Here is a 12,553-nt window from a genome sequence, read left to right as displayed (position 1 = left end):
CCATCGCCTACCCCGACCGGATCAACCCCTACCTCTGAAACCGAGACGGCACCCACTTACACAAACACCTTGACAGGCTCGGCGGCGTCGCCGATCGCTTCCTCACTCATCCCCGGTGCCGCGTGCACGTGCTGTTCGACGAGAGGGCCGCCGTAACCGGCCCCACCGACACGACCTGTCGGTGCGAGCGCACCCGACGCACCCCACGACCGCGTCATCACAGCCGACCGGTACGCGGCGGCCGCGTCGATCGGCACCACCACGTCGTCCACCATTCCCGTGATCGTCGACCGCAGCCCGGGCATGCCACGCTCGACACCCTCCGCGATACCAGCAGGAATCCACAGACCAACCTGGTCGCGCATCACCTTCGACGGCGAACTGATGCCCAGAACGTCCTTCAACCAGCCGGGGATCAGCTTCCCGACCCCGCCGAGCTTCGACTTCACCCATTCCAGGCCGCGGTCGATGCCGTCACGCAGGCCCCGCATGATGTCCTCACCGACACCCCACAGCAGCGAACCGAGATTGCCGACCGCACCGAGGATGCGGCCCGGAAGGTCACGCATCCACTGCACGACGTTGGAGACGCCGTTGCGGAACGTGGATTTGATCTTGTCCCAGTGCTTGATGATCAGCCCCGGCAACGTCCAGTTCATGAAGAAGCTCACGATCGCGCCCGGAACCTTCTTCACCTGCTCGACCACCCACTCCCAGGCGGCCTGCGTCGCGGCCTTGATCTCGTCCCAGTAGGCGATGATCAGCACGACGACGGCGATGATCGCGGCGATCGCCCACCCGATCGGACCGAGCGCGATGAACCAAGCAGCCGCCATCCGCGCCGCCTGCGCCATCGCCTGCGCACCCATCAGCACCCATCCGCCGACGACCAGCCCCGCCTGTATCAGGAATACCGCAGCCCCACGGACCGCCGCCGCAGCGATCTGAGCGGCCCACACGCCCGCGATGATCAGACCCTGCCCGAGCGCGCGAGCGCCCATCAACAGCCAGCCGATCACCACCTGCAGCGCCGACTTGGACTGCACGGCAGCGCTCGTCTGCGACGCGGCCGCCGTCGTGAACCACGCGATCGTGTTCGTCGCCGCAGCGACCACCGTGCGGGTCATCCACACGGTGAGGGCAGCGACCAGGACACCGGTGATCGCCCCAGCCACCAGGGTGACCGCGACCTCGTGATCCTCGAGAAAGTCCGTAGCCACACCGACCGCGTCCCCGGCGGCCGTGAACGCATCACCAACGGACCCCACAGCGCCCACCAGCGACGGGAGCGCCTGCTCGGCAAGGTCAGCAACATCGGACACGAACGGCGCCAGCTGCTCACCCAGGTCGATCAGCGCGACCGACCCTGCGGCCTTGATCCGATCCCACGACGCCGACAGACCCTGGTCCATCTGGTTGTAGGCGGCCTCGGTCGCACCGGCCGAGTTGGCCATCTCGTCCATCGCCGCCCGATAGCTGTCCGTGCCACCAGCGGCCAGGGACAGCGCCGCAGCGCCGGCCTCGACCGACCCGAACATGTCCTGCAGCGCGACGTCGTTCTCGTCGGCGGCCTGCTGCATGATGTCCAGCGCGTCAGCGACGTTCCCGCCGCCGGCGATGAAGTCAGCGAACCCCTCGCCCGCGATCTCCTTGAACGCATCGGACGCCGCGCCGCCCTCCTTGGACAGCTCGACGAACAGCTGCCGCAGCTGCGTCGTGGCCACCGACGTCGGGACACCTTGCGCGGTCATCTGCGCCATCGCAGCCGTGATGTCACCGAACTCGACCCCAAGCGCCGCGGCGGTCGGCGTGACGTTGTAGAGGCTGCCCGAGAGCTCCTCGAAGTTCGTTTTGCCCAGCCGTACGGCGGTGAACATCAGGTCGCTGGCCTGCGTGGCGTCGAGGATCTCGTCACCGTAGGCGTTGACCACCGACGAGATGCCGTCCACCGCGGTGGTCAGTTCGGTGACGCCACCCTTCGCGGCCATCTGCGCGGTCTCGAGGAAGTCGAAGACGTTGTCAGGTGGGACGCCCGCCGACAGCGACTGGTACAGCGCCGGCACGACCTCGTTGGGCAGCACCCCGAAGTCCATCGAGAACTGCTTGACCTGGTCCGACATGTCGCCCATGGCCTGCTCGGAGATGCCGGGCAGGAGGGTGAACACTTCGTTCATGCCCGACTCGAACTCCGCGAACGCCTGCACGCCCTGGTAGGCGGCGGCACCCATGGCCGCGGCGACCGTTGCGCCGGCGGCGATCGCGACCTTGCCGAGTCGGCCACCCCATGCGCCGAACTTGCCTTCGGCGGTTCGGCTGTCCCGGTCGAACGGGCCGGTGTCGAGCCGGAGTCGGGCGACGAGGTCACCAACGTCGAGCGCCATGCGATCAGCCCTCCTTCGGCTCCTTGGGTGGGTTGAGGATCAACCCGAGGCGGGTGGAATGGACGACCGCGCCGTTCGGCGCTATCTGCGGGGGCCGGTCGAGTAGCGCGTGGATGCGGGTGCGCAGCCACCGCCATGAGCGGGCCCGCATGAGGCCGCGGTCATCGACGTCGATGCCGTAGACCTCGTGCAGGTCCGCTTCGATCAGCGACCAGTGTTCGATGAGGATTTCGCCGAAGCGCGGGGCTTCTTGGCGGGGGCCTTCTTCGTGGCGGTGGAGGCCGGTCGGGCCGACTTCGCCTGACGGTCCGCCGGCGCCTTGCGCGCTTTTGGGCGTTCTCCGCCGGCGCTCCAGTAGGCTTCGGCGCGGTCTTTGTCGGTGGCGATCCAGATGAGCGTGGTGGTTCCGGCGTGCTTGATGTAGGGCCACGGCACGTTGTCGGCGACCATCTCGTCGTAGGTGTCGCCGAGGACGCGGCGGAACGTGTCACGTTCCTCGGCGTCGTCGAGCTTGAGCGACGCGAGTTGGGCCTCTTCGACGTCATCGCCGGATTGGAGTCGGACGCCGACCTCGAACAGGCGCTGGACCCAGACTCCGGTGGCGGCGTCGACGGGCTGGATGACGTACTCCTTGCCTCGGATGGGCAGGCGCAGTGTCGGGTCGAAGAAGTCGTCGAGGTCTTTGAACTGGGACATGCTGCTGGTCTCCTGGCTGGTGGACGGTCCTGGCTGGGTGGATGGGGTGGGGGTGGGGCGCGGGCCCAGCCAGGGAGATCCCGCGCCCCACCGGCCTGTTACGGCGTCGTGTCGGCCGCGGGGTGCGGGATCGCGGTCCGCTTGCCGTGGCCGAGCAGCTTGAAGGACGCGAAGTCGATGGCGTCCATGCCGCCGCCGTCCGGCTCCCAGGTGACGCCGACAAAGCCCTGGTATGCCTCGACGGCGGGGCCGTCGGGTCCGTTGTCCTCGTAGACGCGGACCTCGACCTCGTTGTCGAGGCCCATCTCGCTCGCGGCGAGGCGCAGGATTTCCTGGCCCGGGTCGTAGGCGGTGCGGTCGGCGCGGGTGGATGCGCGCTTGACCTTGCCTTCGCCGCCCCGGCTCTGCGCGGTGACGGTCTCGGACTTCCAGCCTTCGCCGTCGTAGTCGGACGTGTCCTGGGTGGTGGGGGACTGGGTTGGCTTGAACTCGGTGATGCCGAACACGCCAACCCAGTCGGGTGTGTCGCTGTTGCCGGCGTTGACGTCGATGCACCACTTGCGGGCGAGGGTCTCGGCCCCGAGCGGGACCTTGGTGGTAACAGGCATGGTGTGCTCCTTCGGGGCTGCCGTTGAGGGGTCGGACTACTGCTTGGTGGCCGGCTTGGGCTCGGTGCCCTTGCCGGTGTCGGGGACGTAGCCGCGGGCCTTGAGGAACGCGGCCACGGCCTTGTTGTGGACGGTGTGAACCTGTCCGGTGCGGGGGTGCTTGTAGCGCTGCTCGCTCATGGCGTCATTCCTCCTGGTGGGTACAGCTGCTTGGCGGGGATGTAGATGTCGGCGTAGAAGTTCTGGATCATCGACCAACGCCGGTTCGAGTCCTGCCCGCCGGACGTCCACGACGCCCGGTTGATCTGATGCACGCGCAAGCCAGTGGCCAGCGTGATCTGCGTGCGACCGTGCAGCGTCGTGAAGATGGCGGCCGCGAGCTCGCGGGCTGGTCGAGGATTGTCGCCGGCGGTGGCGCGGTTTCGGATCTGCACCCCGACCACGGAGCGGCCCTCGGTGACGTCGTCGTCGACGCCATAGGCGGACAGGGTGATCACGTCGTCCGGGGTCTGCGGGACCAGGTCGAGCACAATCCCGGTCTCCCCGGGCTGATACACGCCCTCGGGGTCCCATGTGCCGTGGCCGTGGTCGGCCAGCAGCATCGCGACCCCCACCGTGAGGTCGGTGTCGTAGACGCTCATCGGTTCCGCCGCCGAATTTCGTCAGCGAGGAGCTTCGCCACGACGCGTCGCTCACCCGTCAGCGCGGACTCGAGGTACTTGGCCTGTCCCTTGCCCTTGTGCGCGTAGTCCATGCGCTCGTGCTGCGCGACGGCGTAGGGGGTGTCGTAGGACACCGCGGCGACGAGCTTGGACTTGTCGACGCTCGTCGTGCCCGAACGTTCCAGCGTGCCCTCCTCGACCGGCACGCGGGTGTTCGACACCTGCAGGACGTGTTCGGCGGCGATTCCGAGCGCATCGGCCCCAGCTTCGACGTAGGCGCGGCGTGCGCGGCCGAGGTTGATGTTGACGGCGACGCCGCCGGTGTCGGTCATGTGAGGTTCACCGTCCCGTGCTGCCAGGCGCCGCGGCCGCCGTCGCGGTGTTCGGCGGCGACGATGACGTAGGCGACGCGGCCGTGGTGGGTGTGGACGCGGGAGCCGGGTGGGAAGTCGGCCAGGTGCTCGCGGCGGATCGTGAGTGTGGTTTCGGAGATGACCTCGCGGCCGTCGTTGTCGCGGACCAGCTGGCGGCGATCCTCGATCGCGCAGGGCCGCGTGCGGGAAGCCTCGTAGGTGTCGCCGTAGGCGCCGGTGCCGGCGTACGGCTCGACCTCGACCTTCGCGTACAGGTACGAGAGTGGGATCTCAGCCACGGACCCGCACCACCGTGGGAACGAGGCCCTCGACGAGGAGGATGCGGGCGGCCTCGGGAGCGAGCTTCGCGCCCGACCGAGTGGTGGTCGCGTTCTGCGCTTGGCTCATGCCCGACCAGGTGGCTCCCGCGACGGTGGCCGACTGGGGTGTGCCGGGCGCGGTGCCGGTGCCGTCCTCGTCGCCGGTCATGATCATCCACGCGCCCTGCGCCGCGGCCGCGTCGTCGAGCGTCTGCCGGGTGCCCTCGTCGACGGGGAGTTGTGTGGCGTTGTCGACGAGGTAGACGACGCCGATGAGGGCTTCGTCGATGATGCGCGACGCGCGCTTGGGCATCTGGTCGTCGACGTTGATGTCGTCGCGGATGCTGGCGGGGAGCGCGGCACGGATGCCTTCGACGGTCGTGTACTCGGGCTGAACCATGGCCGCCTCCTCTGCGCGTCGGGGTGTGGTGCTCGGGCCGGTGGACTGTGGAAGGGCCCACCGGCCCGAACCGCCCTTACTTGGCCTCCGACCCGTCCGGGTCGGGGGTCTTGTCGCCGTCGCCCTCGCCGTCACCGGGCTCCGTGCCGATGTCGGAGGTGTCCTGTCCGGGGCCCTGTTCGGCGGCCCGGATGGACTCGAGGAGTTCGGCGTTCTTCGCGGTCTTCTTGACCTCGATGCCGTTGGCTTCGGCGTAGGCGAGGAGCTCGGCCTTGGTCGAGTCCTCGTCCACGCTGTCCGGCACCGCGACGGTGCTGGGCTTCGTGGTCTTGGTGGCCGCCTTCCCGCGGCGCGACTTGTGGCGGTCGCGGTGGCGGTTGATCAGCATGCCCATGGCGATCTGGCGCCTGTGGCGATCGTGAGCGCGAGGACGCCCTTGTCGTTCACTCGCTTCGTCGCGTAGTGCAGGTTGGTCGTGACGACCGTGGTCCGCGAGAGGATGTCGCGGTCCTGCTCGACGATCGGGCGGCGCTTGTAGAACAGGCCGAGGCTGTTCTGCTTGAGCACGAGCGCCTTACCGGAGCCGAGCCGGTTGGTGACGTACACGGGAAGGCCCGCGATCTCACCGATGAACCCGCGCCGCAGCATGCTGCCCGCGCCGCCAGCGGAGACCTCGGACGCCTTGATGAAGGCGTCGTCCTTCATGATCTGGCTGCGCTGCTCGGCCCGGATGTACAGGCCGGAGAACTCCGAGGGCTCGAAGTCGTCGCCGAACTTCTCGAGGCCGTCGACGATCCCGTCCCAGGTGATCGCACCGTCAGCGTTCGTGATGGTGTGCGTGAGCGGCGCCGAAGCCGTGGCCGCCGAACCGTCGGCGTACTTCACGCCGTCGGCGACGGTCACCTGCGCGGCGGTGATGAGGTCGGCGTCGACCTTGCGGGCGGCGAGGACACCGAACTGGCGGACGGCCTCGTCCTGGGGGTTGCCGAGTCCGACGAGGCTGGCCTTGTCGGAAATCTCGACGGCCTTCCCGGCCTCCTTGATGGTGGCGGCGCTGGCCTTCTGGGTGAGCTTCTCGGGGACGAGCACGTCGGTCTCGGCGACGTCCTGCATCTCGGAGAGTTCCATCCACTTGGGGAAGTTGATGGTCTCGCCCGGCTGGCCGACGAGGGTGTCGTCGGTGAGGACGGCGGTGCTGGTGGCGACGATGGCCTTGCCGGTGAACTCGGCGGCGGCCATGTCGGCCCAGACTTCGGGCGCCCAAAGATCGGCGCGCAGGGTGGTAGCCATGGTGGCGTTTCTCCTTCGTCAGAGGGGGGGTCGGGCTCTACCGGCCGGAGAGGCGTCGGTAGAGCTCGGGGTTGGTGCGGTACAGCTCGTTGCGTTCCTGGCCGGACATGCGGTCGAACTGTTCCTGCGTGATCGCGCCCTCACCGGTCCCGCCGTTGAGTTCTGCGCCGCTCTTGCCGGCCGCCGGGGCCGCCTTGAGCTTCGGGTTCTGCTCGGCCGCCTCCTGGGCGGCCTTCTTCACGTCCTCCGCGAAGCTGTCGCTAGCGGGGTCGAGGTCTGCGATGGCGCGCTCGAACGCGCGCGAGTCGGTCAGCGCGGCCGCGTCGACGCCGAGGTCGGTGGCGTTGCGCCACACGACAAGCTCAGCCTGTGTGTCGCGATACGCGGCGCTGGCCTGCTCGGTCTTGGTGGTCTGTTCGGTGAGCTGCTGCTTGAGCTCATCGACGGTGGGAGCCTTCTCGCCGTCCTTGAAGCCGAGCGCCTTGGCGATGTCCTCAAGGACGCCCTTGCGGGCTTCCTCGGCGGCCTGTTCCTTGGCGTTGGTCCGGGCGGATGCGTTCTCCTGGCGGAGTCGTTCGATCTCGGCCTTCGCCTTCTCGGGGTTGGAGCGGATCGCTTCGACGAGGTCGTCGCTGCCGTTGTCCTTGCCCTGGGGGCTCTGGCCACCTTCCGGCGGCGTCGTCGTGGCGGTGGTGGTCGCTTCGCCGCTCGTGCCGTCCGTGGTGGTGGTCTGGGTCTCGGGTGCTGCTTCGGTCATGACAGGGCCTCCTGGGCTCATATCGGGGTGGACCGCGCTCCTGGCGCGTTACGATCAACCGGTGATCAGGACTAGGACTGCCGCGGTGTTGGCCGCGGCCGCGCTCATGTTCACCGGCTGCGGTGGAGGCAGCGACGACGACGCGAGCGGAGAGGACAGCGCCTGCGAGGCGGTGTTCGCGCAGGCGGCTGAGGCCGGTGACATGGCGGACTCGCAGGCCGATCTGCACCCGGCGTTCAGCGAGTGCCAGGACGTCGCCGAGTTCGCGGCCGCCGCGAGCAAGTACCCGCAGGTGCTCGACGGCACCGACCCGGGCGTGTGGATCAGCAACCAGTGCGCATACGAGCCTGAGCTCGACGGCACTCCGGTGTGCGAGGACGCTGCAGGCTAGAGCGCGCCGAGCTGCTCGCGGTGACGCTGCCGCTTCGCCGACGACGAAGCCACATGCTCACGGATCTGCGCCTGGTAGTGCCGCACCTTCGCGCGCGCCTGCTCCCGGGCCGCGTCATCGAGCGCGACCGCCTCGCGGCGCTTCCACTTGCGCACCTGACGCTCACGCGACCGCAGATGCTCACGGTCATGCTGGCTGGCCGCGTCCGCGGTGTCGGTGGGGCGTTTCGTCACACCCTGGATGAACAGGCTCACCGAATGCCGGCAACCCGGATGGAACAAGCCAGCCGAGCGGGCCGCGTCGAGCGTGCCCGCCACGCGCACGTCAACATGCTGCGACCCCGTCAGCGACAGCACCTTGCCCTCCCAGGGACGGCACAGCGCGCACTCCTGCGGCGCGTCGGACACGATCACCAGATCCTGGCCGCGTGACAGCAGCCGCTCGACGTGCCCCTGCACCTGCGCGTTCATGACGCCAGCGCGCATCGACATCTCGACGTAGGACTCCATCGCCCACTGGCGGCCACGGCTGTCGACGAACCCGGTGATCCCGCGGTTCGCGAACCGGTTCAACGCCGACTGCGCAGCCTCCCGGCGGGTCTGCGTACCCAACAGCACCTGAGGGGCCGCGCTCGCGATGACCTGCCGGTAGATGTCATCGGCCGCCCGCAGGATGCGCTGGTTCGCCAGCTGCACGTGCGCGACCGTCTCGGACACGAGACCCTCGACCGCCGGTAGGCCCGGCGGAACCATAGGGGCGGTCGCGGAGCGGGCGACGAGCTCAGCAAGATCCTGCTCAGCCATCGCCGCGCCCCGGTTGTACGACCGCACGATCGCCGCGGCGATCTCCTCCGACGACTTGCCGGTCAACTCCGCGACCTGCCGCACGGTCTGCGCCTGCAGCAGCTGCATCTGCAACAGCTTGCGCTCGGCCCAGTCCGGGGCGTCCATGTTCGCCGCGAGCGCCCGCGCAATCCGGCCCAGGAGGACCTGTTCGGCCTCCTGGTACACCGCGACCAGCTGGTCGGTCAGACCGGCGGCGTACTCGGGCGACAGGGGCATGAGGTGACGCTACTCGGTTTCGTCGACAGCTGGGGCACGGTCGGCCGGCAGCGGACCGAACGCTGGCACCGACAGGCTGTTCTCACCCATGATCAGGTCGACTTCTTCGTCGACCGCGGTCTTATCCCAGTCGGGGTGCACCATCTTCACGCGGGTGCGGATCGACGCGGCCTGCGCGGCGGACAGTAGCTGCGCGGTCTGCGCGAGCTCGGCGGGGGTGGGCTGTGTGGAGGGCGGGAACTCGATCGTCATCTGATCGAACGGCCCCGGGCCCCTGAACTTGGCGCGATCGACCTCGAGCAGCGCGGTCAGCAGGTGGGTGAGCGCCGGCGCCCAGTAGCGGGTTTTCTTCTCCCGCGTCGTCATGCTTTTGCGTTCGCGGGCGGATACCTCGGTGGCGGTGGTGCCGCTGCCTTCGGGGTAGACGCCGAACGTTTGCAGGCTGTATCCGGCGCCGGAGATGATGCGTTCGAGGAGCGCGCGGATGGTGGCCTGGTGCGCTTCGGCGCGGATCTCGAACTGGTACGGCGTGATCGGGGCGTCGTCGCCACTGCCGGACATGATGTTGACGGCCTCGTACACCTCGCGGTCGAGGTCGAAGCTGGCCTCGTGGCCACGCCCCTCGGTTTCCAGCGCGGCCTGGTCCACGATGATGCGGGCCTTGCCGATCCGAACGTCACGCATCCAGGACGTGTAGGTCTCGTCGAGCGCGTCCATCGCCGGTTCGATTCCGTCGAAGTCCGATCGGCCCAGGTTCGACCCGATGGGGTCGTTGCGCCACGTCGGGCGGCGGGTCGGCTTCACGTTGGGGATGTACACGGCGGTCAGCAGGCTGGTGCCGGTGTCGACGCCAGCGTCTTCATCGACGGTGATGTCTGCTGTGGCGTGGTGCTCCGTGAGGGGGATGCGGCGGCCGAGCTGGGTTTCGGTGCCCTGGTAGAGGCCGTGGAGGATGCGGCCGGGTTCGTGACGTTCGAGGTGCCGTACGACAGTGCTGCCGTTGCGGGCGACGACCTGCCAGAACGTGACGGCGCGCAGCTTCCCGAACGAGAACTCGGGCCACGCGGAGTCCGCAGGGACGACGGTGATGAGCGGATGGTCGGCGACGTTCTCGTCCCACACGATCCGCTGGTACACGCCGGTGAGCGCGGCCGCGATCTCGCCGGATTCGGGGAGCAGCGATTCCCACGCGACGCCTTCGAGGATCTTGTTGAGCCGCTTGCGCTTGGTGTCGTCGTCGTTGGTGACGATGGTCGGCTGCTCGGCGAACAGCAGATCCGATGAGGCGGTGGCGATGTCGGCGGCGACGGGCACGTGGAGCTTGGTGCGCTGGTGCCCGGCGGGGGTGGGTTGTCCCCAGAACCAGCGTGCGACCGCGCCGACGACGCCGCCGGCGTACTGGGAGGGGCGGACCTGCGTGAGTGGACGTGGCCCGGTGGTGTCGACGGCGCCGTAGGCGGTGGACAGGCTTGCCGGGTCGCCGGAGTACCAGGCGGACCAGGTGCTGATGTCGTTCAGGATGTGGGTGAGCTGCGGCGGGGGCCACTGCATGTCCTTCTCGGGGAGCGGCATGTCAGGCGGCCTCCCCATCGAAGTCGATCCGTACGACCTGCCGGGCGCTGACCAGGACCGTGGCGTCGTCCATCTCGAAGGTGAGCCACGATTCGCCACACTCGACGGCGTTGCGCAGGTCGAGTGCGGAGCCTTCGTCGAAGTCGTTCACCTCGAGGGTCCCGCCGTCGGCGAGGTAGACCTTGACACGCATCAGGCGGCCTCCTCGAGCTCAGGGTCGTCGTCGAGCGACGCGGTCAGGGGGATCAGGTTGCGCCACAGACGGCGCGTGGAGTGGACGGCGTAACGCAGGGCGTCGGCCTCGTGGTCGTCGACCTTGAGCGGGGCGTCCTCGCCCTTCTCGGTCTTCTTCGGGTCCCACGCGTAACCGGGGACACGGTCGATGAGCTTCTCGCACCGGTCGGACACCTTGAGCCGTTCGAGTGCCAGCAGCGACCCGATGGTGCGGATACCGGGCAGCACCTCGTTGGCGCCGCCGCGAGTGTTGTGGTGTCCGTCGCGGCGCAGCTGCAGCTTGAACGATGCGGCGGCGGGGTCGATGAACAGCCATTCGGGGTCGCGCCACTCTGCCGGCTGGCGACCGTTCAACCAGCGGGTGAGGCTGTGCGAGAGCTCGGCGTCCGTGCCGCCCGTGGGCGCCCACTCGTCGAGCACCCACAGCCGCTCGGCCGCGTACCCGAGCAGGTAGCCGCGGGTCGGGTTCGTGGTGCCGTAGTCGACACCGACGGCCAGCACACGCTCCATGGGCGGCAGGGTGGCGTGGGGGACGACGTGCCGGTCCGGGTCCCACATGTCGTAGATCGCGCCTTCGGCCTGCACCCATTCGCCGAGGATGAACCGTCGGAACCACAGGCCGGTGAACTCGCGTCGGATCGACTCGACGTAGGCCGCGGTGAGGGACGGGTTGTCCTCGATCGTGAAGTGGAACCGCCGCCAGTCCGGCAGCGACCCCAGCCGGTCGAGGAACTTGCGTTTGAGCCAGTGCCCGGGGCTGTCGGGGTTGGTGGTGCCGAACAGCTGCGCGCCGGCCACGCTCATGCGGCCGAGGAGCTGGGTGAAGAACTCCTCGGTGAGGGTGGTGACTTCGTCGACGTAGGCGCCGGCGACGGTCAGACCGCGGATGGTCTTCTCGGCCTTGGCGTCGTGGGCGCCAAGGACGTACACGCGGCGGCCGAGGATCGTCACCGTCGGGGCGCCGTAGTTCCCGACGACGGTGGCGGCGGCGGGTCCGAACAGGCTGGGGTCTTGCATGGGGCCGATGACGTTGCGCCAGACGGTGTCGCGGGTGCGGCCGATCATGACGAGTTCGCCGCCGCGGGGAGCGAGGGCCACGAACATCAGCCAGCGCAGGATCGACCCGATGGTCTTACCGGATCGGATGCTGCCGTCCCAGATGTTCACGCGGCCGTTGGACTCGCGGACGGAGTCGAGCTGCGCGGCCGACAGCGGCAGATCAGGTGCCGGCATCGGGGTTTGGTTGGTCGTTGGGGCCGTGGACGCCGAGGGCGTTGGCGAGGCCGACGAGGACGCTGCGCGCGGCTTCGGCATTCGAGTCGGACTCGGCCGCGGCGATACGGAGCTCGGCGCTGGTGGCGGTGGATGCCGCCTGCATGAGGTCGCGGATGTCCTTGACGGGCGGCCGGTCGAGGGTGCGTTCGGCGTAGGTGTTGTCCTTGCCGCCGAAGTTGAACACCAGGTGCGGCTTGTCCATCTGGTCGAGGAGTTCCTCGGCTCGCTGCAGGTACTTGGCCCGTAGTCGTGCCCGCCGTTCGGCCATGTCGGCCTGGCGTGCCTCGGTCGCGGCGCGGGTGGCAGTGCGGTCGAAGCTGCGGCCTGCGGCCTTGACGACCTTGGTGACCGTGTATCCGGAGACGCCGACCTCGCGGGCGATGTCGTTGCGGGTGCGTCCCTCGGCGTGGAGGGCGAGGATGCGGGTCCGGGTTTCGTCGCTGATGGGTGCGTTGCGAGGCACGGTCGGGTCACCTCGCTGCGGGTCGTGGCGGGGCTCCTGGCCTCCGTCCTCGATCGGGAATGACGAAACCCCAGCCGCCTGGGCTGGGGT

17 protein-coding genes are annotated in these 12,553 nt (G+C 68.9%); 1 reads left to right on the top strand and 16 read right to left on the bottom strand.

Annotation, left to right across the window (positions count from 1 at the left end; translation table 11 throughout):
• Positions 1–56: 56 nt before the first annotated feature.
• The 11 genes from D9V41_RS09240 to D9V41_RS09200 all read right to left on the bottom strand — a co-directional run bounded on the left by D9V41_RS09240 (position 57) and on the right by D9V41_RS09200 (position 7,467).
• Positions 57–2,381, bottom strand: a complete 2,325-nt coding sequence (locus D9V41_RS09240) for a phage tail tape measure protein (RefSeq protein ID WP_121794257.1) — start codon at positions 2,379–2,381, stop codon at positions 57–59.
• Positions 2,382–2,585: 204 nt separating this feature from the next.
• Positions 2,586–3,077, bottom strand: a complete 492-nt coding sequence (locus tag D9V41_RS17780; RefSeq protein ID WP_166375974.1) for a DUF7426 family protein — start codon at positions 3,075–3,077, stop codon at positions 2,586–2,588.
• 98 nt (positions 3,078–3,175) lie between these two features.
• Positions 3,176–3,685, bottom strand: coding sequence for a phage tail tube protein (locus tag D9V41_RS17575; protein ID WP_133434156.1), 510 nt, complete (start codon positions 3,683–3,685; stop codon positions 3,176–3,178).
• A gap of 36 nt (positions 3,686–3,721) precedes the next feature.
• Positions 3,722–3,865 carry a hypothetical protein gene (locus D9V41_RS17775; protein WP_166375973.1) on the bottom strand — a complete coding sequence of 48 codons (144 nt, stop codon included), beginning with the start codon at positions 3,863–3,865 and terminating at the stop codon, positions 3,722–3,724.
• Positions 3,862–4,326 carry a phage tail terminator protein gene (locus tag D9V41_RS09230; protein ID WP_121794256.1) on the bottom strand — a complete coding sequence of 155 codons (465 nt, stop codon included), beginning with the start codon at positions 4,324–4,326 and terminating at the stop codon, positions 3,862–3,864. Before D9V41_RS09230 ends, D9V41_RS17775 begins: the two co-directional genes overlap by 4 nt.
• Positions 4,323–4,679, bottom strand: coding sequence for a minor capsid protein (locus tag D9V41_RS09225; protein WP_121794255.1), 357 nt, complete (start codon positions 4,677–4,679; stop codon positions 4,323–4,325). The genes D9V41_RS09230 and D9V41_RS09225 overlap by 4 nt, the downstream gene beginning before the upstream one ends.
• Entirely contained in the window at positions 4,676–4,999 is a 324-nt protein-coding gene (locus D9V41_RS09220) for a hypothetical protein (protein WP_121794254.1), read from the bottom strand. Before D9V41_RS09220 ends, D9V41_RS09225 begins: the two co-directional genes overlap by 4 nt.
• Entirely contained in the window at positions 4,992–5,420 is a 429-nt protein-coding gene (locus D9V41_RS09215) for a hypothetical protein (RefSeq protein ID WP_121794253.1), read from the bottom strand. Before D9V41_RS09215 ends, D9V41_RS09220 begins: the two co-directional genes overlap by 8 nt.
• Positions 5,421–5,496: 76 nt before the next feature.
• Complete coding sequence (locus tag D9V41_RS09210) at positions 5,497–5,814, bottom strand: hypothetical protein (protein WP_121794252.1); 318 nt, start codon at positions 5,812–5,814, stop codon at positions 5,497–5,499.
• Positions 5,802–6,710, bottom strand: coding sequence for a N4-gp56 family major capsid protein (locus D9V41_RS09205; protein WP_121794251.1), 909 nt, complete (start codon positions 6,708–6,710; stop codon positions 5,802–5,804). Before D9V41_RS09205 ends, D9V41_RS09210 begins: the two co-directional genes overlap by 13 nt.
• Positions 6,711–6,747: 37 nt before the next feature.
• Positions 6,748–7,467, bottom strand: coding sequence for a hypothetical protein (locus D9V41_RS09200; RefSeq protein WP_121794250.1), 720 nt, complete (start codon positions 7,465–7,467; stop codon positions 6,748–6,750).
• Positions 7,468–7,528: 61 nt separating this feature from the next.
• Between D9V41_RS09200 and D9V41_RS09195 the strand changes: the two genes are divergently transcribed.
• Positions 7,529–7,858, top strand: coding sequence for a hypothetical protein (locus D9V41_RS09195; RefSeq protein WP_133434155.1), 330 nt, complete (start codon positions 7,529–7,531; stop codon positions 7,856–7,858).
• Here D9V41_RS09195 and D9V41_RS09190 read toward each other — a convergent pair.
• Genes D9V41_RS09190 through D9V41_RS09170 form a run of 5 tightly spaced genes read right to left on the bottom strand, consistent with a single transcriptional unit; the run spans position 7,855 to position 12,463 of the window.
• Positions 7,855–8,919, bottom strand: coding sequence for a phage minor capsid protein (locus D9V41_RS09190; protein WP_121794248.1), 1,065 nt, complete (start codon positions 8,917–8,919; stop codon positions 7,855–7,857). The two genes, D9V41_RS09195 and D9V41_RS09190, sit on opposite strands and share 4 nt — an antisense overlap.
• Before the next feature lie 9 nt (positions 8,920–8,928).
• Positions 8,929–10,491, bottom strand: coding sequence for a phage portal protein (locus D9V41_RS09185; RefSeq protein WP_166375972.1), 1,563 nt, complete (start codon positions 10,489–10,491; stop codon positions 8,929–8,931).
• A 1-nt stretch (position 10,492) separates the two neighbouring features.
• Positions 10,493–10,684 carry a hypothetical protein gene (locus tag D9V41_RS09180; RefSeq protein ID WP_121794246.1) on the bottom strand — a complete coding sequence of 64 codons (192 nt, stop codon included), beginning with the start codon at positions 10,682–10,684 and terminating at the stop codon, positions 10,493–10,495.
• Entirely contained in the window at positions 10,684–11,958 is a 1,275-nt protein-coding gene (locus D9V41_RS09175) for a PBSX family phage terminase large subunit (RefSeq protein WP_121794245.1), read from the bottom strand. The genes D9V41_RS09180 and D9V41_RS09175 overlap by 1 nt, the downstream gene beginning before the upstream one ends.
• Positions 11,945–12,463: a helix-turn-helix domain-containing protein gene (locus tag D9V41_RS09170; RefSeq protein WP_121794244.1), complete on the bottom strand. Its 519-nt coding sequence runs from the start codon at positions 12,461–12,463 to the stop codon at positions 11,945–11,947. Before D9V41_RS09170 ends, D9V41_RS09175 begins: the two co-directional genes overlap by 14 nt.
• Positions 12,464–12,553: the final 90 nt, after the last annotated feature.

The organism is Aeromicrobium phragmitis, assembly GCF_003674095.1.
Taxonomy (GTDB): Bacteria; Actinomycetota; Actinomycetes; order Propionibacteriales; family Nocardioidaceae; genus Aeromicrobium; species Aeromicrobium phragmitis.
This window is presented reverse-complemented; position numbering and strand designations above follow the sequence as displayed.